Origin of the sequence: Caldivirga maquilingensis IC-167 (assembly GCF_000018305.1) — an archaeon.
Lineage (GTDB): Archaea > Thermoproteota > Thermoprotei > Thermoproteales > Thermocladiaceae > Caldivirga > Caldivirga maquilingensis.
In genome coordinates this window covers 1,663,909-1,690,144 of record NC_009954.1, presented here as the reverse complement: position 1 = coordinate 1,690,144, position 26,236 = coordinate 1,663,909, and the positions used below count along the sequence as shown (strand labels likewise).

Genomic DNA, 26,236 nt, shown 5'->3' with positions numbered 1-26,236 from the left:
ATTGACCCAGTACAGGCCTAAGTCCCCCTGGGTGAATTAACCCCAGGGAGACCCGTGTGCCTGGAGAGTTTCCTAAGGCCACCCGTTACCGGAGTGGCCCTGAACCGCCACTGCACCATGGCCACTGGGCTAATGTGGAATAGTGAATAGTTGATTATAAGTCTTCCGCTTCGCATTAAGTTTTCGCATTAAGGTTTCACCTTATGGTTTATGCACCTGTGAGTAACTGGATTAAGTGCTTAGGTAATGGTAATGAACACTATATTAATCCAATTCCCTGAGGGAAATGGAGTTACAATGCATGAAAGGTTCGCCCTAGGGGATTAGACTATTAGTAACTTGTCGTTATCCTTAATCCTTGAAATTAAGGTTGGGAAATCCAGTACTTCATCAACAACCTCATGTAATTCATCCCTCCTAACACCGTAAACACTCATTACACCGGTGCATGCAATAATCTTAACATTACCAAGTGATTTAGAGTCATTGATTATGCTTAAGTAGTCTGCATTAGCCTTAACGTAGAGCTCATGTTCATTTGAATCAGTCACCACTGGTTTCTTCCTGAAGGCTAATATTGCGTTGCCTGTTATGAATAATACAGTATCATTACCCAATGCGGCGTATGATGCTGTTAAGGCTGCTGCAACATACAGTGTTGCCGGGTCATTCCTAGTCAACACTATGAATACGCTCATAAGTAGGCCATTAACCTAAGTTTAATTATACGTAATGGATACTGCTTATTATGCAGAACCCCCCCGTGCATGTGATTAATCTACGCTTAAGGCTCGATGAATTAAAGGCTATGGTGTAAGGAACCTAGATCCCTTAATTTTTAAGGCTCCAGGGTAGTGTTAGAGGCGTGGGATACTGCCTAAGGCATCCTTAACAGCCTCCTCAATCCTCTCCCTGGCCTTCCTCCTTAAATCCTCGTAGTAATTATTACCCTTTGAGTCAATTATTACTGATAATGGGCCGAAGTTCTCAACCTCGAGAATCCACATGGCTTCAGCGGCCCCTAGGTCAAGCCAATGAACACCAATAACCCTCTTAATTGCCTTAGCGGCCAGTACACCGGCTCCACCGGTGAATATTAGGTATGATGCCTTAAACCTCCTCATGGCTTCAGTGGTCTTAGGCCCCATTCCACCCTTCCCTATTATTAACTTAACCCCAAGCTTCTCAATAACCTCAGGTTCAAACTCCTCCATCCTGGCGCTGGTTGTTGGACCCATGCTTATTATCCTCCATGAATCACCCTCCTTAACAGCCACTGGGCCAGCATGGTAAATGACACCACCTCTCAAGTCAACGGGTAATGGTTCACCCTTCCTTATGTGTTCAATGATCCTAACGTGTGCAGCATCCCTGGCGCTTACCAGTACACCGCTTACGTAGACTGTATCACCGATGTTAAGCTTCTCAACATCACTATCGCTTATCGGGGTCTTTAAATAATACGTAGGCATAGGCACCTAGTGTTAAGGTTGTAAATAAGCTTTATGCTGAGGCTTAACACTCAATTCCACTACTCCATGAAATTAAAAGCATTAGTCAATAATGGTTTTCTTTAAGTGATTTTATAGGTCCTTGAAGTATAAGCCTTAGTGGTTTAAGCTAATATTTAATAAAGGCTAGTGCTTGGTTAAATGCAGTGAAGTCAATTATAGTTACCGGTAAAGGTAGATTTGAGGTTGCAGATTCACCCAGACCGGATCCAGGTGTTGGTGAGGTGTTGATTAGGGTTAAGTATGCTGCATTGTGTTATAGGGATTTACTTCAGTTAAGGGGTTACTACCCAAGGATGAAGTACCCTGTGGTGCTTGGTCATGAGGCTGTTGGTGTTGTTGAGGAGTCTAGGGATTCTAGGTTTAAGCCTGGTGATAGGGTTGTGCCAATACTCCATAGTGTGGATGGTGTATGTGACATGTGTCTGAGGGGTGAGGAGGCTTATTGTAGGAGTAGGCTTAGCTTCGGTGAGGAGGTTGATGGATTCTTCGCGGAGTACGCTAAGGTTACTGGTAATTCACTGGTTAAGGTCCCTGACTGGGTTAGTGATGAATTAGCCGCCTTAACACCCTGTGTCCTAGCAATGATTCATAAGGGGCTTAGGAGAATTGGGTTAAGTATTGGTGAGACTGTTTTAGTGACTGGTGCAGGTGGTGGTGTTGGTGTTCATGCTGTTCAACTGGCTAAGGCAATGGGGGCTAGGGTAATAGCTGTGACTAGTCATGAGGATAAGGCTAAGGTTTTAGGCAGGTTCGCTGACGATGTCATAGTTGGTTTAAAGTTCAGTGAGGAGGTTAAGAGGAAGCTGGGTGAGGGTGTTGATGCAGTTATTGAGACTGTGGGGACTCCGACGATTAATGAATCCTTGAGGAGCCTTAGGATTGGGGGTAGAATACTACTGGTGGGTAACGTGAACCCTGATGAATCATACTCATTAAGACTGGGTTACGTGATACTTAAGGACGTGGCCATAGTCAGTAATATTGCCTCTAATAAAAGGGACGTGGCCTCAGTGTTCAATATGGTTAAATCAATTAAAATAGAACCCGTGGTGGCTGCTAAGTACTCATTACAAGACTTCGGGAGGGCTCTTGAAGCCCTTCAATCAGGGTCAAGGGTAGGTAAAATACTACTGACGCCTTAAACCTACTCCACTATAGTCATTAGTAGGGTTAGTATTCTCGACGGGTCCTGGCTGTCCTTAGCAAGGCCCCATAGTGGACTATCCCTACACACCCTATACCTAACTATGCTTCTACTCTGATCCTTCTCCAGTAACCCATGCTTATAAAGCTCCTCAAGTATATGCTTAATTAGGGTTAAGACCACTGGTATAACATCCTCCTTATTAATATACTCCAGAAGAGTCTTGGGTGTGAAGCTGACGCAGGTCCCCATGGCTCTGCTAATCGACCTGTATAGGGCTTCACTAACCCATCTTTCAACCTCCCTAAAGTCAGAGGGGTAGTTTACGCGTTCCTGAGCCATGAATTAACTGAAATCCCCCTATTTAACAAGGTATGATTCACTAAGTATACGTTATTTAGTCCTGAATACTCAGGAGTATGATTCCTGAATATACGCTTTAACGTTGATTAAGCTGGTTAATTAGCCTAATAAACGGCTGAATGCTAAAGCCACCAGCACAGCTGTGACGGCTACTATTAGGCTGGTTAATAGGTTAACGTCCTCGTTACTTAACTTAATCCTCGGCTCATAAATTAACCTAGTCCTACCTCCACATGTATGAACCTCCTGTTCAGTAACCATACCGCACCTATCGCAGTAGTACTTAGGTTGAGTTAATGCACCCAGTAAACTATCCAACACCTCCCCGATGTAACCTAATGCAAGTATTAGGAGTATTAATTGAATAGTTGGGTTAACTGTACTCCAATTGAACTTAACCCAATTGGGTGAATTATTGAAGACGACGTTTAAGGCTAGGTAGGTTAAGGCTATTGCCGTTGAACCAGCCAGTGAACTTAATTCCCCAAGCCATGTAACGGCACCAGACGTACCTGGAGTCACCTTGGCCTTAGGCATTGTGACTAAGAATGGATTACCCCTGGAAAGCACCCCGATTTCACTAGCCCACGTGTCTGCTGATGTAGCAGCTAATGATGCTACGTAGGAGATTAGGAAGATCTTAGCCACAGTGGTTAAGTTCACTGCATACGTTACTGCACTTACCATAGCCATTACTGATGGTGTAAAGCCCACTGCGGCAACTTGACTCGCCCCCCTACCCTCCAGGTCGTAGGCTACACCCAGTTTAATCTTCGGTTCCTTACCGAGCCTGGTTACTATTGTTGAGTAGAGGAGGAATAGGATGAATAGGAGGACTGATGGAAGCCCTGATAAGGTTACTAGAGTACCCACAAGCACTGATTGAGGTATAGCCCCCCTCCTTATCACCTTAGCCTTAACGGCTATTATGCTTAATGCCACTGAGGCTAGTAAACCAATGACTAGGTAAGTTACCAGGACATCAATATTATTCACTCACCAATCACCTCAACCACAACCCTCCTAATAGCCCTAGGTCCATCAAGCTCCACGAGGAGGATATTCTGCCAAGTACCCCTTATTAATGAACCATTAACCAGGGGAATTACCTTACCCTGCCCTAGGAAGGCGCTTGCTAAATGCGAGTTAGCGTTATCATCAATTAAATTATGCCTATAATTCCCACTCCTTGGGAATAATTCAAGAATCTTATCCTCAATATCCTTGAGCAACCCACCCTCATCCTCATTAAGTATAATGGCCGCTGTGGCATGGGGAGCGAACACTATTATGAAACCGTTCTTAATACCGCTTTCATTAACAACCCCCTCCACATCACTAGTTATGTCAATGACTTCAACCTGCCTCCTTGAAGTGTACTTAAGCTCCCTTACAAATACCTTCATTAAACTATAGCCGTTACTTAATTATTTTTAAATGCTTCCAATAGTAATCAATATTAATTTCACGTTTCCGTGGGCTTCATGATTAATCCTAAAGTATGGTTAAGCCAATTCTCCTTGAGAATCTTAAGCCAAGCTTACTTTGAAGCATAGCCATGTACTCACTCAGTTGATTAACAGTGAAGTTGGCGTAGACGTGTGCCAGTGTTAATAATCCATTATACCTAATTGGATCAACGTAATCATTAATTATCGGCCCTGAAACCTCAATGAGTTCACTAATATAAACCGGGTCCCTAACCCTAGGCCTCTGCAGGAAGCCCCCATCCCTTACGGGTATTTCAACAAGTATTGGTGAATCATCCCTTGAGACTGCCACGTAGGTTAAGGCTACTTGAGGTAGGTTGATTAACGTTGAGGAGTCTAGCCTCGGCTTAATCCCCCTCATTATTAATGATTCATTAAGCCTCCTCTCTATTAAGGATTCTAAGTCTGATTCAGTTAGTCGGCTTAATCGTGGGCTTAATCCACCGCTTATTACCATGGGCTTCACAATACCGTGATTTAAATTAATCCTACGTAGTGATGATGATAGTATTATTGAGTCGCTTACCGATTGGTTGAGAAGCATTCCTATTAACTGGGACTCCTCACTTACACTGAGGCTTTTCATTAACTTAAAGAAGCGTGTCCTCAATACCCTTGACCAGGTAACTGAATAGTAGTTTAACCCATGATTAGCCAGTTCCCTAAGCCTAGTATTCCTGCTTTCACTCAGTCTCCTTAGGATTAAGTACTCCTTATACACCCTGAGGCTATTATCCTTACTAATGAATAGTACCCTAACCCCCCTCTTCCCTGCCTCATTAATCAACCTTGATGTGGCATTAACCAGGTTCACTGCCTCAGGTATTGCGTATATTTCACCAATATTCCTACCCAGTAGTATTATGTGTAGTGCCTCAAGTATCTTAGCGAATAATGACCCATCCATTAGTATGAACCTTAAGTCACCATACTCATTAATAGCCCTTAAAGCAGCCTCAACCTCAAGAATCCCCATTGTCAATATACCGCCTGGTGATGATTCGGGAAATAAGGAAGCCTTAACAACCCTAATGGGTTCCGCACCCATGTTATTAACTGCAATAGCCCTAGCCATACTGATTGAGTAACCATTACTCAACTTAACCTCCTGTAATCCACCATCAACAGCCACAGCCCTTGTGAAGCTGCCTGAGGCGTTAATCTTAATCCATAGTTTATTCACATCATTATCTAAGCCGATTAAATTATTCTCAATACCCATTACTTCACTGGTTATTGAATTGAGCTCCTTAATCAATAGGTCCATGAATATGTCCGGCACTGTTCAATAACCTACGCCAAGTTATTTCACTGTTCCGTATAGCCTTAAAGTATTAGTGAACTAGCGCTTAATCCCAGTACTTTAGAGGATTAAAGTTAAAGAAAATCCCACACTCTACTTACTAATAATACTTAATAATGCACGCAATGTGAATTCCTTGAATGGAACCAGTGGGCTACGTAATCGGCAATAATGGCGTGGATGAATTAATAATGATCGCTAACCCAAGGTACGCAGATGTCATTAAACTATTCGACTACGTTTACTATGAGCATGGTGATTCAAGGATCCTGGCCCAGGTAACTGGGATTAATCGTGAATTATACAGGGTCAGTGATTCACTGGCGCCGGTGGTTTTCAATGATGGTGTTAAACCAGTGGAGACTGTTTTAGTTAAACTCCTCATAATAGGTAAGAAGACTGGGGACCTACTGAAGCTACCTGAGGCACCACCACCAGTATCCACTCCTGTTTACCAAGCCGACCCTGAATTAGTTAAGTCATACCTGGGTTTAAGGGGTAGGTTATGTATAGGTTACTTAGCCAGTATGCAGGATGTTAAGGTTTGCCTTAATGAGAAGGCGATTAGTAGGCATATGGCTATAATAGGGGCTACTGGTAATGGTAAGACATGGTTGAGTGTACTGGTTATTGAGGAGTTACTGAAATTAGGGGCCACAGTACTGATACTGGATCCGCATGGTGAGTACGTTAAGGCTAAGGAAACCGTGAGTAAAATGGATGGTGTTGGATTAACGGTGTTCAGGCTTTCTAGGCAACATGCAGGTGACTTAACCTATAGGGTTGGGTTAATTGCTGCTGACCCAGACCACATAGCCTCAGTGTCGGGTATTGATGATAAGGCGATTAGAATTAGGGAAGCCTTCTCACTGGCTCACCGCTGCGTTAAGTTAGCCGCCAAGGCATACGGTGACTCTAAGTTAGCCACATTAAGGAACATGGAGAGGATACTGGCTCAAGTAGCCTCAGGGAGGAGAATACAAGTGGGTATGCTGCAGAACCTATTCGGAACCAAGTACCCCACAGGTAACTTGAATGATAATAAGTACTTCAGGAGGCTTACCGTAGTCTTATCTGAGCTTAATGACTTAGCCAGTGAATCAGCTGGCCGGCATGCTGCCTTAGCGGCTAAGAGGTATGTTAGGAAGCTTAGGAGACTTGGGGTTTACTCACCATTAAGTACACGCCTACTTAAATTACTTAAGGCTAGGCACGCCTCAGTAATTAACCTAGCTGGCCTAGATGACTCGGTTCAGGACCATGTGGCGTATAGTATACTCAGTAGGGTTCTTAAGGCTAGGATAAACTACGTGAGGAGGTTACCGGGCCCTAAGTACCCTTACCCAGTGGTTATTGTTGTTGAGGAGGCTCACCGTTTTGCCCCAGGTAATGGTAGGAGAACTTTAACGTACGGCATACTCTCTAGGATAGCCATGGAGGGTAGGAAGTTCGGAGTCTTCCTAGTGTTAATAACCCAGAGGCCATCTAAGATTGATCAAGATATATTGAGTCAAGTCCAGAATTACGCATTACTCAGGGTGGTGAATCCTAAGGATAGGGAGGCGTTACTTGAGGCTGGGGAGTTAATGAACAGTAACCTGGATAAGATACTTGCATCATTGAATATTGGCGAGGCATTAATAATGGGTCCAATAGTTGGTGGTCAAGTACCAATAGTTGTGAAGCTTAGGAATAGGGTGCTTGAGTACGGTGGAGGTGACATAAACCTGGACAAGTACTGGGGTGTTAAGGATGAGGATTATGAGAATGAGGTGAGTAGGATGATGGGCTTAAAGATACCTAAGTTAACCATAGAGAGAGCTAAGCTACTCCTGGATAAGATAAGTGATGAATCATTAAGCGACTCAGTAATCAGGGGGTACGTTAATGGGGCTAGGGTTGAGGTTGATTTAAAGAATGAAGTTTGGAGCTGCAGTAAATGCAGGAACTCAATGAAACCCTGTGAACACGTGGTGGCTCTACTGCTTAAGAAGGCCATGAGGGAGGCTGAATTAATGCATAAGTAACCTGAGATTTACGCCTTAATGCAGTGGTATCAAGTTGCATTCACATCCTTCCCTCACCAAATGCAACAGTTACAATTGAATTGATTCATGGAATTGCTTAGCTAGATCATGGTTGATTAGGTTAATTAAGGGGATGCATGAACACGTCATGGTTCCTATTTTAATCTTGAGTTAGTTTTAAAAACGCCGATTATACTGCGTGGTTCATGAGTGATAGAAGAGATTTGATACTTATTTTATCATCCAGGGTTCTTAGAAGTATTGCTACGGGTGCTCTTGGTGTCACCACGGGGCTTTACCTATATAATGTGCTTCACCTATCAGCCACCTTAATAGGCGTATTCTTTGGTGTTGGTGCCTTCGCAACACCTTTAATGAGCCTATACTTCGGTAGGCTTGGTGACTGTTATGGTAGGAAGAGGATGCTATTAATAGCATTACTATTCCTACCAGCTGCAACAGCAATACTACTATTAACCTCAAACTACGCCCTACTACTAGTTGCAGCGGCATTAGGTGGATTCGGTACTGCTGGGGCTTTAGCCAGTGGTAGTGTTGGGGCTATTGTTGCCCCAATGATGACTGCATTATTGGCTGATAAGACTAATGAGGAGAATAGAACCATGGTGTATTCACTACTTAACCTAGCCTCAGGTCTAGCTGGGGCGGTGGGTGCATTATTGGCTCACTTAAGTTACAGGGAGGGCTTCATGATTGCCCTAGGGCTTTCAACGGCATCATTCCTAGCAATACTGCCCGTTAGGGATAGGTACAGTGAGAGTGCGGTTAAGGGTAGGTGCGGTTCAGTTAACGGTAGGTTGGATGAGAAGGACAGGAGGGTTATTAGGAGGTTCGTATTGACTGGTGCCTTTAATGGTATTGGACAGGGCTTAGTGACACCATTCCTACCCATAATCTTTGAAATACTCCTCAAGATACCTAAGGGTGAGATAGGGAATATCTTCTTCCTGGGTGGCGTGGCTGCTGCATTAATATCACTGCTAACGCCAGTCATAACCAGTAGGCTCGGCTTCGTTAGGACTGTTGTTTTAACCAGGTCAATATCCACTGCGGCCTTAGTAACATTACCCTTCGTAAATCGCTTTTCCCCGGTGTTGAGTTATGATGTGGCCATAGCCATGGTAGCCTACTTAATTTACGTAATGTTCAGGGTAGTATCCCTACCTGCTCAGTCAGCTTTAATGATGAGTCTAGTTAGTCAGGGTTCAAGATCAACCACTGCCGGTGCTAATCAAGCGGCTAGGTTGCTTCCATCAGCGGCGGCGACATTATCCAGTGGAGCCATGATTGATTACGTAGCCTTACCTGTCCCATTTATAATCGCTGTGATTATTAATGGAGTTAACATATACCTGTATACAAGGTTCTTTAAAGATGTTAGGACAGGCCGTGGTGTAAGAAGTATAATAGTTGAGTAATACAGTATCCTTAATGCTCATTAAGAATGCATGCCCCTGCGGATTAAGGTTACTCAATAAAATGGAAGAGTGGGGATTAGGTAAATGATTATAAAGCTGCAGTAATTGGACTTAGTTATGGAGTTGTTAATTGGTCATAGTCCTGACCCGGATGACGCATACATGTTTTACGCACTAACTGCAGGTAAGGTTAACTTCCCCTTTAGGATAAGGGAGTTCCTGGTTGATATTGAGACTTTAAATAAGCTTGCACTGCATGGTAGGCTTGATGTCACTGCAATAAGCACCCACGCGTTAGCCTACGTGGCTGATAAGTATTATGTGCTTAGGGTTGGTGCATCCATGGGGCTTAAGTATGGCCCAGTGGTTGTTGGTAAGGGTGGTGGTATGAACCTTGTTGCCGTACCTGGAACCTACGCCACAGCAACCTTACTCTTTAAGTTAGCTATGCCTAATGTTAAGACTGTTGAAGTACCCTTCGACAAGATAATGGATGCAGTGATTAGTGGGGCCGTTGATGCAGGGGTTTTGATTCACGAGGGTCAAATAACCTATGAGAGGTATGGCTTAAGGAATATAATGGACTTAGGTGAATGGTGGTATGAACAAACTAAACTACCAACACCCCTTGGTCTAGATGTTGTTAAGGCATCATTAGGAATGGATAATGCTATGTTAATTAGGGATGCCTTACTTGAATCCCTGAGGTACGCCATGCAGCATAGGGAGGAGGCACTTGAGTACGCCATGAAGTTCTCAAGGGGACTCAACATGAGTGATACCGGTAGGTTTGTGGACATGTACGTTAACAACTACACAGTGGACCTGGGTAATGATGGGGAGAAGGCTATTAAGACCCTACTACAGTGGGGTCATGAGAAGGGCCTACTGCCTGAGGTTAACTTCACCATAGTTTAATCACCCATTGAAGCATCAACGTCTCCTTAATTCAATTGTAAGTATAATTATGAAGAACAACATCATTACGGCTAAGATAAGTATCAGGTACTGGTTAGTGAATCCACTAATTGTGCTTCCATGATACGTCACAACCACTTTAACCAATTCCTGACTCAAGGTAGGGTTCACTAGTGCTACGTAGACTGAACCATTTGTTACGAATATTGTCTCATTAATAACCACATCACTTGTCACATTACCATATGCATTAATTGTTAAAGCACCGTTAATTAATCCATTAATCACGAAGTATCTTGCTGTTAAACCAGGCATAACTAAGTATAGGGTACTATTGGGGCTAATTACTGAGAAGGATGGTTTATATAAGGTACCGCATAGGTAAACTCCATGAACTATCGACGTTAAGAAGATAACATACTCAACATCAACCCAAGCACTTACCAACTGAGTCGAATTAAGGGTCATTGTTAATATGAATTGTGGCGTATACTGGTTCATTAACCAATAGAATAAGGCACCGTAGGGGAATGCACCGTAGTATGGGTATTGGTTGAAGTAATCATACGGGTTCCTTAACCAGTATTGGTTAATGAAGAATAGATTAACGTAGTTGCATATTTTACTAAAGTATTCGGTTAAGCCTATTGATGAAGCCACACCATACCATGTTGAATCATAGTTTGGGGCCTCAGCGAAGTAACTAGTCATGTGAAGCAGTACATAGTACACTGAGTAAGGTATGTTAGCGCTACTGCTGAATTCAATGTAATTAATGCAAAGTGGACCATAGGATACGTAACCTCCTAGGTTACTTACATTATTGGTGACATAGACAATGTACTTTGAGCCATTACATGGCTGCATCATGCTTAACTTATTATTAATCACATAGTCATTGTACACGTATTGAATAAAGTAACTTAACTCACCTATGAACTTACTGCTCGCGTTTACCTCATTGTAAATAATGAAGTTGGGTGTTGATGCAGTTGCCTGGGCATTAGCTGTAATTCCAGGTAATATGAGTGAAAGCAATAATCCAAGTAATAGTATGTATTTACCAAGCATTATTAATGATTACTGGTAGCTACTTATAAATAATTAGTATATTCTACTGAAGCATTTACTAAATATTCTTATAATATTAGAAAAATACATAAGAAATCTCTAAGTATTATCAAAATTTGATGAATCTAAGTATTAATGAAGCGATAAGTTAACATAGGTATAATTACTGCATTAATACTGCTCCCAGCATAATTTCTCCTTCTTCATTAAGTAACTTGAGATTATTTTCCTTATCGCATTCCTCAAGTGATAATCCACTGTGGCCTTGGAGAGCTTCAACTCCTTAGCTACATCATCAAGGTTAGCACCACGCGGGTAATTGAAGAAGCCTAACTCATACGCCGTATTAATTACATCCCTCTCCATTGGTGTTAATTCCGTAATGATCTTAACAGGTAATTGCTTAGCTCGCTCTTGCTTAAAGGATATAACGTCGGCCTTCTCCTTAAGTTGGCTCTTTAATTCTGATAATGTCTTGTTTACAGAGGCTTTAATGGGTGGTAGTATTGCTGTATAATACTCTAAACCATATTTAAAGCTTGAGTAACTTATTATGAACATGTTATTAACGAAAATGGATTTAACGCTCTTACTATAGTCACCGTACATTACGGCATCCGTATATTCCCTATTTGGGATTACATTAATAACCTTAACTATTGTACTTCCATGATTCCTAATCCTATTTATTAATTCCTTAACATATGAACCATACCTCTCATGGATTCTAAATAATTCAAAGTTAATACCCATTGATTGAACCGGTACGTAGTAGGGATTATCAATTACCACATCATACTTCTCAGTTAACTCAGTCCAATCCCCGTAATGATTCAATACCACATGAATTACATTAATCATACATATTCATTATATATGCATATTTTTAAATTTTATCCAAATCTTATAAATGCTTTCATAATATTTACAAATATAAAATTAGGTAATTTAATGGGTAATTCTCCATATTATATTATTAAAATCGGGAAGCCATTAAGTGAGATGAGTTAACTGGGCATTTAATCAGCATGATTAATGCTTGGCCAGTATGAGTCAAGGACCTCCACAACACCATTACTATTTATTACCACATTACTTTCAAGCCTTACACCAAACCTACCCTGAAGATATATGCCTGGTTCTATGGTGAACACTGAGCCTCTGGGTAATGCCTTAACATAATCACTACTTATGTATGGTTCCTCATGCACCTCAAGCCCGATTCCATGACCAGTCCTATGTATGAAGTATTCACCATAACCCCCCTCCCTTATTATACGCCTAGCCACTGAGTCAATATACGATCCAGTGACACCATCCTTAACCGCGGTTATTGCTTCATCGTGGGCTCTTTTAACTAGGTTATAGATTTTTATGAACTCATCATTAACATTACCCACGGTGAATGTTCTCGTTAAGTCACCGTAATAGTCATTGTATGTTGCCGTTAAGTCAATAACCACGACATCATTATCACTAATGCGTCTACTGCTGGGTAGCCAATGAGGTATTGCTGAATTTGGACCTGATTGAACAAGTATATCCCTTGGCTCAGCACCAGCACTGGAGATGACGTCTCTTATTACCTCAGCCAGCTTAACCTCAGTTAACCCGGCCCTTAATGAATTCTCCACAGCCTCAAACCCCTTCTCAATTGCCTTAACAGCAGCCTTAATATTACTAATCTCCTCCTCATCCTTCATAATCCTGAGGCTTACTAATGCATCATCAATCGGCAAATCCTTAAAGCCACCTAGTACGCTTCTAAGCAACCAAAAATGCCTCAGGGGTGCATTGGATTCAAAACCAACCACAGTGGCATTACCGCAGTTTGAAGTAACCCTCTCAACAAGTGCCCTAGGCCCCTCTGAGTCAGTGTAGGTTAAGTAGTTTAAATCAAGTTCCTTAACCTTCCCCTCATCAAGCTTAGGTATTATTAATGTAGACTCCCCGTTACGTAGACATATTAGTAAGGCACCAAACCTCTCAAAGGTTTCAATACGAGCACCCGTTAAGTACCTAATGTTAACTGGGGTAGAGACCACCGCTAATTCAACCCCAAGGCCCCTGGCATTATTCATGAATGCCCTAAGCCTATTGGCGAATCGACCAACCCCCATAAGTGCGTGTCGGGTGCTGTTTAATTAATGTGACTGAAGGTTAAGGGTCTCCTCAATGTGAATGCCGTGTTACAGTTTATTGAATAATTGACGCGCAGCTATTATTAATGGGTCCCAAACCTGGGTGACAGGTGGAAGGTAAGCTAGGTCGGTTAGGAATAGATCCTCCACTGTAGCCTTCTTATATATTAATGAGGCTAATGTATTAACCCTACCAAGTACCTGTCCACCATCACTACCAATGAATTGACCACCAATTATCCTCCCTGAACCCTTCTCAGCGATTAATTTAACGATAAGCTCCCCATCACCTGGATAGTACCTAGCCCTCGTCCTAGCCCTTATCACAGTGGAGGCCACTCTTAAACCATGCTTCACAGCCTCACTCTCAGTTAAGCCTGTTGAAGCCACGTACATGTTCATAAACCTAGTCATTGATGTACCAGCTACCCCAGGGAATCTTAACCTTAAGCCAGCTATATTACTACCAGCAGTGTAACCCATCTTATTAGCAGTGGTGCCGAATGGATGCCAGTAGGGTTCATTGGTCACCACATTAATAGTCTCAGCAACATCACCGGCTGCGTAAACATTCTCCCTACTCGTAGCCATGTGTTCATTAACCCATACGGCCCCGGTTTCCCCAATCCTTAAATTAAGCATACTGGCTAATTCAACATTAGGTGCTATGCCTGTGGCTAGAATAACGGCATCAACAATGTATTTACCTGAATCAGTGATTATTACCTGGGAATCACCCTGCCTGCCTATTTCAATAAGTCTCTCATTCAGCTTAACCTTAACCCCACTTTTAATCAATTCCTCAGTAACTAATGCACCTAAGTCACTATCCAGTGACCTACTTAATGGGTAACTTGATCTACTCACAATAATAACCTCCTTACCCTTAACCCTCATTGCCTCAGCAACCTCAAGCCCAATGTAACCTGAACCAACAATACCAATAACATTAACCGAATCAAGAATTCTCCTAACCTCCACGGCCCTGGAGGGGTGGTGTATTGTGAATACTTTATTACCGCTAATGGGTATGTTTGGGATCCTTGGTACTGATCCTGTGGCTAACACTAAGTAATCCCAATTCACGCGATTACCAGTATTAGTAATAATGAATCCATCACCCACTTTAACAACACTCTCATTAACCCTCACCCTAACACCCCTAACACTAGTGAAGTAGTCGGGTGTGTAATGCATGAAGAGTGATTCATCATTGAAAAGACCCTCCAGGAAGTAGGGTATACCACATGGGGCGTGACTAACTATGTTAGTTGACTCAAAAACCACCACGTCGTAGTCAGGTCTAATTCTCTTAATCCTTGATGCTGCACTCATACCGGCGGCTCCACCACCAATCACTACTACTCGCATTACCATGAGTATTACGTGTGGTTTATAAAAATGGTTCACCAACTAATGATTCACATTAAGTAATATGCGTAAACTACTCCAGGACCTCAATACTCATGTCCTCTTCATAAGATATTACGGTAATTAACTCTAAGTCATAGTCACCGGTATTCCTTATTGAGTGAGGCATCTTAGATGGCACGAACACGCATACACCTGGTTTAACTTCAATGGATTCGCCATTAATAGTCATAACGCCTCTACCATTTAGTACTAGGAATGTTTCATCATAGGCATGCCTATGAAGCGGCGCCTTGCCTCCAGGTTTAATTAACTGCCTTCTAACAGCGTATTTACTTGAGCCATTACCTTTACTAACTAACCATTGGGTAAACACACCCGCTGAACCCTTTATATTAAGGGGCTCTGGTTTAACGTCGTTTACGTTAACTAAGGTGTAACTCATACTTAATGCAAATGCCCAGTGTTTAATAACCCTACTGTGTTTAACCTTAGTCTTAATCTACTTACCCTGGAACCACGCCTCAATGGCCTTAATCTCCTCCTCACTTAGCCTCCAACCCACTGCATCAAGGTTCTCCCTTACGTGGATTGGATTAGATGCCCTGGGTATTGGGAATGCGTTCTCATGCTTACTTATTATCCAGTTTAAGGCTATTTGGGCAGGTGTCTTATCCCCATGATTACTCTTAACCAGGTTTATTAAATCACTTGGAAACTCCCTCACTAATCTACCATGACCCAGGGGGTAGTAGCATAGTATGGCAATATTCTCCTTCTTAGCGTACGGTATAATATCCCCCTCAATCCTCCTATCCACTAGGCTATAGGGTAATTGAAGTGCGGTAACCTCATACTTTTTTAAAGCCTGCTGAGCCTCAATTACCTGATTCAGGTTGAAGTTGCTTAAGCCAATGAATCTCACAATACCCTTATCCACCAGGTACTCCATAGCTCTCATAGTCTCCTCAATGGGTACCCTCCTGTTTGGGAAATGGATCTGGTAGAGGTCAATGTACTTAACGCCAAGTCTCCTTAAGCTGCCTTGAGCAGCCTTAATCACTGAATCATACTTAAGGTGGCTTGGCCAAACCTTAGTGGCTATGAATAATTCATCCCTATTAAACCCCCTAATAGCCTCACCAACAATGGGTTCACTACCATATATTTCAGCGGTATCAATTAGGTTAATGCCATTCTCTAACCCAACCCTTAAGGCTTGCAGTTTTCTATTCCTGGAGGGTTTTAAACCAATCATGGATGCTGCAATCCACAGTGGATCATAGTAAGTACCCATGCCTATTGCGGAAACCCTAACCCCACTCTTCCCAAATAACCTATACTCCACGGTGAAGTGTTTTCAGTGGGCTTTTTAGTATTGTTTAATGGGATAAGGGAGGACGCTGTTTATGGTAAAGTTTTTAAAGGCAGGCTGGGTGATGAAGTGTGCCATTCAGTCACACTAAGATTGTTGGACCAACTGGTAGATTCGGCGCCAGGTACGGGATGGGGATTAGGAGGAAGGTGCTTCAGATAGAGGTTAAGCAAAGGGGAATGCATAGGTGCCCGCAATGCAGGTCACTGGTTAGGCTTAAGAGACTTGCCTTCGGTATCTGGCAATGCCCAAAATGCGGCTTCACATTCGCCGGTGGGGCTTATATTCCTCAAACCATAATGGGTAGGACAATCACGCCGGAGGAGCTTAAGGCACCTGAGAGGCAGAAGCAGGTTTGGAAGGAGTCCATGAGACAGAGGGCAACAGAGTAATAATGCTCATTGACTTTAAGTCGACATAAGGCTTCAACAGACTTACTTCAGGACCCCAGAGTCCCTTAACTAACCCCTTAGTCGATTCAATAAGCGAAGTTAGTACTGTGAATTCTTACATATTTCTATCGATCTCATGGTCATTAACCTAAGCTGTATGTCAGTAAGTCAAAGGCACCTCAGCATCAGTCCCCTGTCACTGGCCATGACCTAACCCAGACTTATCCATTTTAACTATGACGCTGCTTATTAAGCATTATGCCTCCGCAAATCCCCATGTAAGGAATCTCAACACCTTATGTTCATGGAGTTAAGAATAAATTAAAGACCGCCTTATGCTTCACTGTGCTTGGGGAATTTCCATGGCGTAACTACGGGGTCGTCTTCGCGGTGCTTTATGGATCCAGGGCTTGGGGCGGTGTGGTTAAGGGTGATTGGGATATTGCCGTTTACCTTGAGGATGCGGAGAGGGATGTAGACCTACAGTATGCGTTGGCTAGGTTTCTGGGTGTTAGGGATGAGGATGTAGACCTACTGGTGCTCAATGACTATGAGTCTATACCATGCACATTAGTGACAAGCGCCCTGGGCAAGGGTAAGCTCCTGTACACGAGGGATATTGATGAGTACCTGGATATTATGTTAAGGATTTTGAAACCCTGCATAGACTTCATTATAGATTCAGAGAAGCTAGACCTACTGGGAACCCAGTTCAACGCGGTGGTTAGTAAATGGGGACAATAAGTAGGCTGTTGAAGTTAATACTGGAGCATACAGGGTTGCTTGATGAGTTGAGGGTTGAGGATCTTAATGATGTTTACAGACTTAACGCAGCAGTGCATCTCCTTCAGTTACAGGCACAGGCTTTAATTGATATTATTATGAGGGCAGCCGCACTACTGGGGCTCGGTGTTAAAGGGTATATTGATGCCGGTGTTAGGCTTAGGGATGCCGGTGTCCTAAGCCCGAGGATTTCACTAGGTATAGGTCCGTGGTTAGGTTTAGGAACATAATAATTCAATATGCCACAGTGAACACTGATGCTGTAGCCAGGATAATAAGGAATAGGGAGGGGAGTATAGGGGTGTTGTTGAGATTGCGAGTAGGGTTTTTAACGAGTTGAAAAGAAGGGGGCTAGACCCCTAGATCCCATCGTCAATTACCATGGCCCAGCCCATCACAGTCCTCCTGTGCTAACTCTCTACGCCAGTTACCTGACTGTGTAGTTGCGTTAATGCGGAATACTTAAATGTCTGAAATTAGGTTGATACCGGGATGCCTATTGACTTTATGAAATTTTACAATGCGAAGACGGCTGTTGACGATATTAGGAGTGATGTGGAGCAGTTGAGTAAGGTGTTAAGTTACATTGATTCCGAGTTATCCACAGTAAGGAGACTTATTAAGGGTGAGAGGAGATTAATGGCTAAGGGTGGGGGTGGTTCTTACGAGTACATTAGGTTCACTTACTTCAACTACGTAATAGATGTTCATGTGACTCCTCCATTGTTTGAGCTTAATGCATTAATGAGTACTATTAGGGATAAGCTAATGATGATTTCTAATTCCCTTAATAAGGCGATTAGCGTTATTGAAAAGATGGGTGATGACGTTAAGAACCTGGGGCTAATAGGCGTGATTATTGAGGATGGTGAAACAAAGCTCCTGCTAATACCATGATGCTACCGCTTACTACGTTTAACACTAGCCCTGATAAGTAATTCACCGCTTCTGCTTAATCTATAGTAGACGTGATGCCTCCTAACCTCACTGCTAAGCTTAAACCTAGCCACACTCCTCTTAAGGGTTTTACCACCCTTAACCCTCTCCACTAGGCCCATGTATTCAAGCTTATCAAGTATTTGCAAAACCTCCTGTAGAGGTATCCCGGTGTTTAATGCAATGGATTTACCGTAATCAACATTAGCCTTCTTTAAGTGAACTAGGACTGCAATATCCTTATCCGTAAGCTCATTCATGAGTCATTAATTAAACCCAAGTATATTAACCTAACCCGGTCAAAACCAGTAATGAAGGAGACGGCGAATGAAACTATACTTGAAGCCTCCTAATGCTTACGCCGTTGGTGTCATTCAACACCTCCACTAGGCTTAACTTATCCATATTTAACTTATCCTTAAGCACTTTGATGAATAACTCGAGGCCCTGCCTAGGCTTAAGCAAGGGTGCCTTATACTGAGCCCCAGCGGCATATGGATGCCCGCCACCACCCAGGGCTGAGGCTATCCTTGTGCAGTCGAATCTCGACTTATCGGCTCCGCAATAATACCTGAAGGTTCTTGAACCTAGTTTAACCAGTATATTAACCATACCAGCCCCTCTCTTTTGAAGCTCTATCGTTAACTGCCTGTAGGATAAGCTACCTACCCTCTCACTAAAGTATACGTTAACCACGTTATCTATTGGTAATTGATCAGCTATCTTCAACATAAGCTCCTTAGCCCTATACCCCCTCTCCACAATGGTCTTAACCCAAGGCTCATTAAGCGCCATTAACCCTCCCTGCGCCAGCGCCTTAGCCAACCTAATCTTCTCACTGTAGCTGGAGAACCTGGCAGCCATATCTATTTCCTCCGCCTCCCTGGAGACTATGTTAGCTGTATCAGTCTCTATAGCCACCTTAACAAGGTCCTGAGCCTTCAAGTCATTAAGGTTAAGTCCCTTAGCCGCCATGTAGGCTGAGCAAGGTGCCTCTGGATCATAGTACTCGAATTTGGCGCACGGCTTATTGGTCCTGTGGTGATCAGCCCTAATCACGGCCTTCCCTGGACAGGGTAAGTCGGCTACGAAATCCCACTCAATCAACCTGTATAACCAACCCCTCTGCACCTTACTTGGTGGGGCGAATACCACTAAACCGTTTGGGTACTTCATGAGGAATAAAGCCGCACTGGTTAAGCCATCAGCATCCCCTATGTCGCATAAGGCAATGGGCCTGTTCATTAACTTAGCCTTAATCATACTCATTAATGCTCTTAAGTCCTCCAGGTCCACGTTAAGTCAAGCATCAATAGGGTTAATTAACTTATCGTGGCTTCGAATGCATTAATTAATACGTTTAAATATTGAAAAGAGGCCTAAATGTGGCTTGCGGTTTAAACCTGGATTTAAGGAACTGCGCCTCAAGGGGCCTAATTAAGGAGTGTAACCAAGGCGAGTACTCGGTTAAACTATTTAATGGGGGGTTAAGCGGTAACTGGTACATTATTATTCATGCGTCGTCACGATTAAGTGATGTTAGATTAAGCGGTGTAACTAGGGACGTAACAGTGGGTGACTTGGGTTCAGGGGGTAACGGCTGCATGATTATTCCCCTCGCCGCCTACTGTTATAGTGAGAATGATGTGGGGCCGTACTTGATTAATGAGGTTAAGCCTCAATTACTCATTAAAGGTAATGAACTCTGGGTTAAAGTTAATGGTAAGGGTGATTACTGTGATGCCTTAATTACTATTACTAGTAATGTTAAGGAGCTTACTCATGCTCTAGGTAAATTACCGAAGCCATTACCTATACTTTACGGTGGGTTCTTTGAGGATGGTTTAATATGGGCGTTGGTTAAGGCTGGTTACGTTAAGGAGAGTGAATTACCCAGCTTCATAAAGCCTAATCAAGCCTACTACTGGGTTAGGGGTGATGTAGCTAATACCGCGTTAACCAATTGGATTGAGTCAAGTAACCCCGTTTTCCTAGATATCCTGGTATTCGCCTATGAGGAATTATTAAATAGAATGAATGAGCATGGTGGTGTTAAAATACCTTACATTACTGCGGCTAGGGCTAAGGATATTTACGGGTCACCCCAGCAATCATACGTATTCAACACCTTACTAAGGGGTTTTGAATTAATCGGTGATTCAAGGTACCTTAAGGGTGCGGTTAAGGCACTTGAATGTTACTTAACTCAACCACCCAATTGCCTAGGCTACATTGACTTGGGTAATGGGTTAAAGTGGTTTAGGTGGGGTAGTAGGCATTTCCTCTCCAGTGATCCACAGGGTTGGGAGAACCTAATGGTATTGAACACGCACCTGATGGCTGTTTTATCCTTCAGTGAGGCTTACGTTAGGGGCTTATGCAGTGAGTGCGTTAATCATGCGTTAAGTGGTGTTGAGGCTATTATTAGCCTCTCCGGTGAATTCCAGAGAAGTGATGGGTACCTTTACTACAGTTTATACTCGAAGATGCATATGGGTGAGGGGGAGGATGACAAGTACCCACCCTACAGGGGTTATAGTTTACTTAGCAGTAGGTTGGCGTTAAAGGCCTCAATATACTTGAATAACAGTGAATTATATAACATTGCTAAGAGAGCCTGCCTACTTGGTTACCGTAATGTTATTAACGGTAAGTGGAGTGAGTATGAGGCAGTGGCCCGTTGCCTAAGCTTACTTTACCTTAAGGAGGGCGGCGACTTACTTAACATGTTAATGAACATTCTTAAAACAGCCCATGAGAGGGGTGTTAGGGTGATTGTTAATGGGTATGGTGTTGAGGATGCACTATATGCCCAATACCAACCAGCCGTATTAATTCAAGGTGATGCGCAATTAATCTACGTGGGGCCACGGCAAGGTAAACTACTTATCGCCGCCTACTCAAGGGAGGCCTCAAGAATATTGGTGAGGGGTTATGGTTCATTAAGTGGACATGGGGTTACTGTGAGGGGCATTAGTATTGAGTATACTAATGGGGAGGCTAACGTAAGCGGTGGTGAGGTTGAGCTTAAGGGTGAGGCGTTAATAAGCATTGATGAGGATGTGGTTAAACCAGCCGTGGCGTAGTCAATGGGAAATGCTTATAAACGCAGCCTTAAACCAGGTACTCAGCGGCCGTAGTCTAGTCTGGTTTAGGATAAAGGGGGCTGGGGCTTTTTCTTTTTCCATCAATGAATCCTAGTGGATTTAGTAAATGTATTGATTAAGTTCGCTTAGAGTGGGGTTAAATGGCGTGGAGAATTAGAATCACTGGTACGAAACCAAGCAATACAGGTAATGGTAATGCTGGCGCATACCCCCTGAAGGGTAGGAGTAACCTGTAGGTTGCGTAGAAGCCGATTAAAACCCCTAGTATAAGCACAGTGAGTGTTAAGGCCATTGAGCTTCCGGCGAGGGATATGGTGAAGCTTGACATAAGTGAATACACCACTAAGTCACCTACACCTATTGCCGTATCCCTTAAGTCAAGGACAAGGCCCCTAAGTAGACTCCTCCCAACCCCACCCTTCATTGAGTCGGCTAACTTACCCAGTAGGCCCTTGTAAACCATGAATACGTCGTATATGGCTAACGCTATTGGAACCATTGCCGCTGTAACAGGGGGTAGGCTTGTGGCCAGTAGTGAACCAGCCATGGCACTGTAGGAGACTATGCCAATACTCCTCAATACTTGATTATTACTGTATAGGGAGAAGTAGCTTAATGCTGCTGTTAGGCCTAGGCTTAATGGGTAAAAGGTTACCACGAGTAGGAGTGGGTAGATGTCGTAGTAGGTTGCGTATTCATATAGGTAGAAGGTCACCAGTGTGTAGACTAGGAAGATGATCATGACGTCTTTAAATAATGCAAAAGCCTTAAATTTAGCGTACCTAACCAAGAGGTAGACTACGATTAAGCCTGCTAAGGCCATTAAAAGTATTACTAAGATATTGTAGAAGCCCGCTGAAACAGTGTTACTACTGCTTATTACTGGGCTTGGTGTGGGTATGTAGGCGTGTTTTAATGTTAGACCAATGGTTAATAATGCCCCCATGATCATTGATGATAATGGTGGTACTATGAAGTATGGCTTAAAGCCTGCGGCATTAGGCATAGTGGTTAAGCGTGAATACGCTTATAAAAATATCGCCGGGGAGAGCGCCGTGAAGGCACTGATTATTGATCACTGTGGGGTTGGCTTATGCGTTAACTCAGCTTTAAGGCTAATAGTGAGTAGGGGTGTTAAGCCAATTAAGGCTATTGATGACGCCGTAGTGGTTACTGCCGGTGAATCATTGATCTACATAGATGATGAGCAGTACGAGTTGCTTAAAGGAATCATCCCAATCATTAACTTATCCATATGCGTCTCAACAGCCTTAGCCATAGCTAAGATTAGCACTGGGTTAAGGCCATACGTATTCTCAAGCGACGTGAAGGAGTTAGGGGACTACGCCTTAATACCCGTAATATCAGGTAATGGGGGCTTCATCGACGACTCCGGGTTGCTTAAGGGTAATGAACCAGTCCCAGTAATTAAGCGTTACACATATGAGGCTAAGCCAAGCGAGGAATCCACCCTGATTGTTAGGTTCACGGGTGATTCCTCAGGGTTAATTGAGGAAGTTAACAAGGTTTATGCAATGGGTTATGGTGGCGACGTGGTTATTGAGGCGGATGCCTTAACCGTTATTAAGAATAGGAAGGCATTAAGGAGACTGGCACCAGCCATACTTGGTATTGCAGTTAGGGGTTTTAGGGATTTATGCACATTAAAAGTAATGGATGTTAACAATACTGTGAATACATATAGGTGTAGGCAATGTTGGGTTGATTACGTTGGCATCGGTCAGATTAAGACATGCCCAAGGTGCGGTAGTAGGGTGATTGAACTTACCAAGGATGCTGATAAACTAAGACTCATTAATCCAGAGGCCTTATTAATTAAAGCTCAGGGTGAATTAACCCACAGTAGGTTAGCTAGACCAATAATACTCCCCTTATCCTGGTTCACACGCAGTAGGTGATTTAGCGTTTAATCAATAGTGCTTAACGCGCCCTCACTAATACTAACCATACAGATTCCCTCAGCGTACCGATTCCTGCAGTATTCATTGATGATACGTTTAATGAAACTAGGTAGACGCCTCTACATGCCTCATTACTTATCGCGTATACTTCATAATTCTGTATCATAAATGGTATATCCCATATTGTTGCATTGCATGATTCCTCATCATAGTAAATACTATAGGTGAATTGTTTACCTCCAGTATAGGTTACTGAAGCTGGTGGTGGGATATACGATACCGTGATTCCATTAGTACTAACATTATTGAATCCTATTAATACTCTTACTATAGTTATAGACGTAGATAATGATATACCTGTATGGTGTTCCATTTATCAGTAATGTGGTATCATCAATAATGGTTGAATTAAGTATCAATGATAGGCTTAATTCATCCACCTTAACCGGGAACTTAAGCCCCATAGCAGTTAGGTAAGCCCCCCTTAGCATCCTGGAGAACCTGCCTAGCATACTCAATGGCGTATATGTAGGAGTTATTTTGAGGTGAGGTAACTGTTTTCTGTTGAGTCCTTAAAAACTCCTTGATAAAACCAGTAGCCAGCCGTTACTGCAATGGTAATTATAACCACAGCAATTGTAATTCTGATCCCATGAGATCCATGAAGCCTATTAACCATAATCACTTAACCGCACTGGGTTTATTTATACTTCAAAGTGAGTTCTACTGATTTAGGTTCCCTTTAATACGTAAATATAATATACAGTACTTAAAGCCTACTATTCATGGTGGGGATTACGCCAAGGATTAGGATTACTAGTGGGCTTTAGGCTTCTCCATAACCATAATCCTTAAATAGTGTCTCTAAGCCTACCTGCTTAATGACTGGGACCAGTATTTGCAACTGGTAACGTGTTTAATAGTCTAGAAGAGTTGGTAACAGGGGTTTGGCCTACCCCCCTCTTGAAGCTGAACTTGTTTAAGCAGCGTAATGTTTGGGCTAAACTGGAGTTCATGAATCCGTTGACGCATAGTATTAAGGATAGGACTGCCCTAGGGCTTATTAAGTCGCTGGGTAATGTTGATAAGGGGGTTATTGAGGTTTCCTCAGGTAACTTGGCTGTTGCCTTAGCATCAATACTTAGGGCTAGGGGAATCGACTACATTGCCTACGTTCCCTCTGGTTCACCAAGGTCCTTTAAGGTCATGCTTAAGTTAATGGGTGTTAAGGTTGTTGAACGTGAGGGTAATACATCATCAATACTACCTGAGGTAATTAATGAGGCTAAGAAACTGGGGTTAAGTCACCCGAATCAATTCTCAAACCCAGCCAATTACATGATTCACTATAATACTACGGCTAGGGAGATTGATGAACAATGCAGGTTAGCTGGCTTTAAGCCTAAATACATTATTGGTGCCGTTGGGACCGCCGGCCACATGACCGGGATATCAATGTACTTTAAGGAGAAGTACGGTAATGATGTTAAAGTGATTGCCGTGCAGCCATCAGTTAATTCAACAATACCAGGTATTAAGAGGATTAATGGTAATAATCCATTCAGTGAATTACTTAAGGTGGATCAGGTGATTGATGTATCAAGGGAACAGGCCTTAATAGGCGTTGTGAAGGTGGCTAGGAGTGATGGTTTATTGATTGGTTTAAGCTCTGGGGCTGTTGCCTATGCTGCAATGAGCCTTAATGTTAATGATGCAGTATTAATATTCCCTGATGATGCCTGGAAGTACATTGATGAATTAGACTATGAGTTAACACAGGTGGATTAATGCACTAGGTTGTGTTCAACTGCATGTTTAAAATATTACTTAATCCTCAGTCTTATTGAGTAACTCTACTAACCTTATACTCAATACTCTCATTCTTATCCCTCCTATCATCAATCCTAACCACTGAAACAATCCTCTTCACCCCTCTCTTAACCAACTCCTCATGAATATCCTCAAGAAGTGGACCAATATCCCTTAGTGACGGCAACTCCACGACTGTTCCCATGGCGCAGACCTGGTACTTATAACCCCTCTTAGCTATTACTGATACTGCCTGCTTTATTAAGTCACCAACACTTGTGGAGCCTGTACCTATTGGATCAACGGCAATCTCAATTATAATACCCATAACCACTGAACCACAGGTAACTTTAAATTAATTACCCCATATTAGTGAGTTGAGTAGGGTTAAGTTTTAAACCACAGGGTTACGTAAGCCTCAATGCAGATAGTGTGCAAGTACTGTGGGAAAACAATGGATAATGCGTTAGCCTACTTCATTCACTATAGTAGGGAGTGCCAGCAATTACCTAAAACGAGAAGATGCCCTGTTTGCGGGGTTAAGTTCCCAAGCTTTAGGTTACTGAAAATGCACCTAATGAATGAATCACTTATTGATAATAGGCATAGGAGCCTCATTACTGCTAGGTTTTCTTAATGGAATCAGCCTTAATAACTAACCAGTATGATATGGCTAGGGTTAAAATAGCTGCTGATAGCATGATTCCTCTTTGAAGAGTCATGGATTCAATATTAGCGTAATTTATCAGTAATTCCCTAGCTATTGCTGTTAGCACTATGGCTATCACCATATCAACGATTATATGCCCCCTCTCCATGTATATTATGAACATGTCTATTAACTCCATTGTTAATACCACGAGGAATAATGCTGATAATACATTGATAATATTAATATCTGTTAAGGAATTAATATTCATTATTATTTTCAAAATATCTGATGCCGCAATATATAGCGAAAGTATACTTGTGATTCCAGTGAATACTATTACTATTATGTAAAGTGATATATTAGCTATCTTAAGAATCCTTGTTATTGATGATTTTAAATCAGCCTTAGCCACTGTTATTAATTGACCTTAAACTAGTTTTTAAGTTACTCGCTTAATAACCATACACAACACTATCCCT

31 protein-coding genes are annotated in these 26,236 nt (G+C 42.6%); 12 read left to right on the top strand and 19 right to left on the bottom strand.

Features of this window, described 5'->3' with window-relative positions; translation table 11 throughout:
- Window positions 1-323: 323 nt before the first annotated feature.
- Window positions 324-698 carry a DsrE family protein gene (locus CMAQ_RS08320; RefSeq protein ID WP_012186659.1) on the bottom strand — a complete coding sequence of 125 codons (375 nt, stop codon included), beginning with the start codon at window positions 696-698 and terminating at the stop codon, window positions 324-326.
- Window positions 699-857: 159 nt separating this feature from the next.
- Window positions 858-1,472, bottom strand: coding sequence for a FumA C-terminus/TtdB family hydratase beta subunit (locus CMAQ_RS08315; RefSeq protein ID WP_012186658.1), 615 nt, complete (start codon window positions 1,470-1,472; stop codon window positions 858-860).
- 185 nt (window positions 1,473-1,657) lie between these two features.
- Here CMAQ_RS08315 and CMAQ_RS08310 point away from each other — a divergent pair, with 185 nt between their 5' ends.
- Window positions 1,658-2,656 carry an acryloyl-coenzyme A reductase gene (locus CMAQ_RS08310; RefSeq protein ID WP_012186657.1) on the top strand — a complete coding sequence of 333 codons (999 nt, stop codon included), beginning with the start codon at window positions 1,658-1,660 and terminating at the stop codon, window positions 2,654-2,656.
- Window positions 2,657-2,658: 2 nt separating this feature from the next.
- On the opposite strand, the gene CMAQ_RS08305 is transcribed toward CMAQ_RS08310, so the two are convergent.
- The 4 genes from CMAQ_RS08305 to CMAQ_RS08290 form a co-directional block, all read right to left on the bottom strand.
- Window positions 2,659-3,000 (bottom strand): hypothetical protein, encoded by a 342-nt coding sequence (locus CMAQ_RS08305; protein ID WP_012186656.1) that lies wholly within the window; start codon window positions 2,998-3,000, stop codon window positions 2,659-2,661.
- Between the two features lie 120 nt (window positions 3,001-3,120).
- Window positions 3,121-4,017 (bottom strand): DUF92 domain-containing protein, encoded by an 897-nt coding sequence (locus tag CMAQ_RS08300; protein WP_012186655.1) that lies wholly within the window; start codon window positions 4,015-4,017, stop codon window positions 3,121-3,123.
- The gene (locus CMAQ_RS08295) at window positions 4,014-4,427 is read right to left on the bottom strand and encodes a secondary thiamine-phosphate synthase enzyme YjbQ (RefSeq protein ID WP_012186654.1); all 414 of its coding nucleotides are present in this window, start codon (window positions 4,425-4,427) and stop codon (window positions 4,014-4,016) included. Before CMAQ_RS08295 ends, CMAQ_RS08300 begins: the two co-directional genes overlap by 4 nt.
- Before the next feature lie 88 nt (window positions 4,428-4,515).
- Window positions 4,516-5,793, bottom strand: coding sequence for a DNA double-strand break repair nuclease NurA (locus CMAQ_RS08290; protein ID WP_012186653.1), 1,278 nt, complete (start codon window positions 5,791-5,793; stop codon window positions 4,516-4,518).
- A 161-nt stretch (window positions 5,794-5,954) separates the two neighbouring features.
- On the opposite strand from CMAQ_RS08290, the gene CMAQ_RS08285 reads away from it, so the two are divergent.
- The 3 genes from CMAQ_RS08285 (at window position 5,955) to CMAQ_RS08275 (ending at window position 10,198) form a co-directional block, all read left to right on the top strand.
- Complete coding sequence (locus CMAQ_RS08285) at window positions 5,955-7,841, top strand: helicase HerA domain-containing protein (protein ID WP_012186652.1); 1,887 nt, start codon at window positions 5,955-5,957, stop codon at window positions 7,839-7,841.
- A 206-nt stretch (window positions 7,842-8,047) separates the two neighbouring features.
- Entirely contained in the window at window positions 8,048-9,280 is a 1,233-nt protein-coding gene (locus tag CMAQ_RS08280; protein ID WP_012186651.1) for an MFS transporter, read from the top strand.
- A 117-nt stretch (window positions 9,281-9,397) separates the two neighbouring features.
- Window positions 9,398-10,198: a menaquinone biosynthesis family protein gene (locus CMAQ_RS08275; RefSeq protein ID WP_012186650.1), complete on the top strand. Its 801-nt coding sequence runs from the start codon at window positions 9,398-9,400 to the stop codon at window positions 10,196-10,198.
- A 15-nt stretch (window positions 10,199-10,213) separates the two neighbouring features.
- Here the strand turns inward: CMAQ_RS08275 and CMAQ_RS08270 are convergent, their stop codons facing one another.
- The 6 genes from CMAQ_RS08270 to CMAQ_RS08245 all read right to left on the bottom strand — a co-directional run bounded on the left by CMAQ_RS08270 (window position 10,214) and on the right by CMAQ_RS08245 (window position 16,129).
- Window positions 10,214-11,269, bottom strand: coding sequence for a hypothetical protein (locus tag CMAQ_RS08270; RefSeq protein WP_012186649.1), 1,056 nt, complete (start codon window positions 11,267-11,269; stop codon window positions 10,214-10,216).
- Window positions 11,270-11,440: 171 nt separating this feature from the next.
- A complete protein-coding gene (locus CMAQ_RS08265; protein WP_012186648.1) occupies window positions 11,441-12,130 on the bottom strand; it encodes a helix-turn-helix domain-containing protein in 690 nt (229 codons plus the stop codon).
- 158 nt (window positions 12,131-12,288) lie between these two features.
- Window positions 12,289-13,389 carry a M24 family metallopeptidase gene (locus CMAQ_RS08260; protein WP_012186647.1) on the bottom strand — a complete coding sequence of 367 codons (1,101 nt, stop codon included), beginning with the start codon at window positions 13,387-13,389 and terminating at the stop codon, window positions 12,289-12,291.
- 69 nt (window positions 13,390-13,458) lie between these two features.
- Window positions 13,459-14,781 carry an FAD-dependent oxidoreductase gene (locus tag CMAQ_RS08255; protein ID WP_052290725.1) on the bottom strand — a complete coding sequence of 441 codons (1,323 nt, stop codon included), beginning with the start codon at window positions 14,779-14,781 and terminating at the stop codon, window positions 13,459-13,461.
- 73 nt (window positions 14,782-14,854) lie between these two features.
- Window positions 14,855-15,226, bottom strand: a complete 372-nt coding sequence (locus tag CMAQ_RS08250; RefSeq protein ID WP_012186645.1) for a cupin domain-containing protein — start codon at window positions 15,224-15,226, stop codon at window positions 14,855-14,857.
- A gap of 57 nt (window positions 15,227-15,283) precedes the next feature.
- Window positions 15,284-16,129: an aldo/keto reductase gene (locus CMAQ_RS08245; RefSeq protein WP_012186644.1), complete on the bottom strand. Its 846-nt coding sequence runs from the start codon at window positions 16,127-16,129 to the stop codon at window positions 15,284-15,286.
- 98 nt (window positions 16,130-16,227) lie between these two features.
- On the opposite strand from CMAQ_RS08245, the gene CMAQ_RS08240 reads away from it, so the two are divergent.
- The 4 genes from CMAQ_RS08240 (at window position 16,228) to CMAQ_RS08225 (ending at window position 18,228) form a co-directional block, all read left to right on the top strand.
- Window positions 16,228-16,548 carry a 50S ribosomal protein L37ae gene (locus CMAQ_RS08240; RefSeq protein ID WP_012186643.1) on the top strand — a complete coding sequence of 107 codons (321 nt, stop codon included), beginning with the start codon at window positions 16,228-16,230 and terminating at the stop codon, window positions 16,546-16,548.
- A gap of 345 nt (window positions 16,549-16,893) precedes the next feature.
- The gene (locus CMAQ_RS08235; protein ID WP_012186642.1) at window positions 16,894-17,292 is read left to right on the top strand and encodes a nucleotidyltransferase domain-containing protein; all 399 of its coding nucleotides are present in this window, start codon (window positions 16,894-16,896) and stop codon (window positions 17,290-17,292) included.
- Entirely contained in the window at window positions 17,280-17,561 is a 282-nt protein-coding gene (locus CMAQ_RS08230; RefSeq protein WP_012186641.1) for a hypothetical protein, read from the top strand. Before CMAQ_RS08235 ends, CMAQ_RS08230 begins: the two co-directional genes overlap by 13 nt.
- 262 nt (window positions 17,562-17,823) lie before the next feature.
- A complete protein-coding gene (locus CMAQ_RS08225; protein WP_012186640.1) occupies window positions 17,824-18,228 on the top strand; it encodes a hypothetical protein in 405 nt (134 codons plus the stop codon).
- Between the two features lie 2 nt (window positions 18,229-18,230).
- On the opposite strand, the gene CMAQ_RS08220 is transcribed toward CMAQ_RS08225, so the two are convergent.
- Both CMAQ_RS08220 and CMAQ_RS08215 read right to left on the bottom strand, forming a co-directional pair.
- Entirely contained in the window at window positions 18,231-18,527 is a 297-nt protein-coding gene (locus CMAQ_RS08220; RefSeq protein WP_012186639.1) for a DUF2250 domain-containing protein, read from the bottom strand.
- A 73-nt stretch (window positions 18,528-18,600) separates the two neighbouring features.
- Entirely contained in the window at window positions 18,601-19,563 is a 963-nt protein-coding gene (locus CMAQ_RS08215) for a DHH family phosphoesterase (RefSeq protein WP_012186638.1), read from the bottom strand.
- A gap of 89 nt (window positions 19,564-19,652) precedes the next feature.
- Between CMAQ_RS08215 and CMAQ_RS08210 the strand changes: the two genes are divergently transcribed.
- On the top strand, window positions 19,653-21,353 hold the full coding sequence (locus CMAQ_RS08210) for a hypothetical protein (protein ID WP_012186637.1): 1,701 nt from the start codon (window positions 19,653-19,655) through the stop codon (window positions 21,351-21,353).
- Window positions 21,354-21,510: 157 nt separating this feature from the next.
- Here CMAQ_RS08210 and CMAQ_RS10455 read toward each other — a convergent pair whose 3' ends face one another.
- Window positions 21,511-22,380 carry a hypothetical protein gene (locus CMAQ_RS10455; RefSeq protein WP_012186636.1) on the bottom strand — a complete coding sequence of 290 codons (870 nt, stop codon included), beginning with the start codon at window positions 22,378-22,380 and terminating at the stop codon, window positions 21,511-21,513.
- Between CMAQ_RS10455 and CMAQ_RS08200 the strand changes: the two genes are divergently transcribed.
- Window positions 22,346-23,293, top strand: a complete 948-nt coding sequence (locus CMAQ_RS08200) for a hypothetical protein (protein WP_156769882.1) — start codon at window positions 22,346-22,348, stop codon at window positions 23,291-23,293. The genes CMAQ_RS10455 and CMAQ_RS08200 overlap by 35 nt on opposite strands.
- 22 nt (window positions 23,294-23,315) lie before the next feature.
- Here the strand turns inward: CMAQ_RS08200 and CMAQ_RS10740 are convergent, their stop codons facing one another.
- The gene (locus tag CMAQ_RS10740) at window positions 23,316-23,669 is read right to left on the bottom strand and encodes a hypothetical protein (protein WP_156769881.1); all 354 of its coding nucleotides are present in this window, start codon (window positions 23,667-23,669) and stop codon (window positions 23,316-23,318) included.
- Between the two features lie 162 nt (window positions 23,670-23,831).
- Window positions 23,832-23,975 (bottom strand): hypothetical protein, encoded by a 144-nt coding sequence (locus CMAQ_RS10735; protein WP_156769880.1) that lies wholly within the window; start codon window positions 23,973-23,975, stop codon window positions 23,832-23,834.
- Between the two features lie 233 nt (window positions 23,976-24,208).
- Here CMAQ_RS10735 and CMAQ_RS08190 point away from each other — a divergent pair, with 233 nt between their 5' ends.
- Window positions 24,209-25,084 (top strand): pyridoxal-phosphate dependent enzyme, encoded by an 876-nt coding sequence (locus CMAQ_RS08190; RefSeq protein WP_012186635.1) that lies wholly within the window; start codon window positions 24,209-24,211, stop codon window positions 25,082-25,084.
- A gap of 52 nt (window positions 25,085-25,136) precedes the next feature.
- Here the strand turns inward: CMAQ_RS08190 and CMAQ_RS08185 are convergent, their stop codons facing one another.
- On the bottom strand, window positions 25,137-25,433 hold the full coding sequence (locus CMAQ_RS08185) for an MTH1187 family thiamine-binding protein (RefSeq protein ID WP_012186634.1): 297 nt from the start codon (window positions 25,431-25,433) through the stop codon (window positions 25,137-25,139).
- A gap of 93 nt (window positions 25,434-25,526) precedes the next feature.
- Here CMAQ_RS08185 and CMAQ_RS08180 point away from each other — a divergent pair, with 93 nt between their 5' ends.
- On the top strand, window positions 25,527-25,742 hold the full coding sequence (locus CMAQ_RS08180) for a C2H2-type zinc finger protein (RefSeq protein ID WP_048062768.1): 216 nt from the start codon (window positions 25,527-25,529) through the stop codon (window positions 25,740-25,742).
- Here CMAQ_RS08180 and CMAQ_RS08175 read toward each other — a convergent pair.
- Window positions 25,729-26,169, bottom strand: coding sequence for a phosphate-starvation-inducible PsiE family protein (locus CMAQ_RS08175; RefSeq protein WP_012186633.1), 441 nt, complete (start codon window positions 26,167-26,169; stop codon window positions 25,729-25,731). The two genes, CMAQ_RS08180 and CMAQ_RS08175, sit on opposite strands and share 14 nt — an antisense overlap.
- Between the last annotated feature and the right edge of the window lie 67 nt (window positions 26,170-26,236).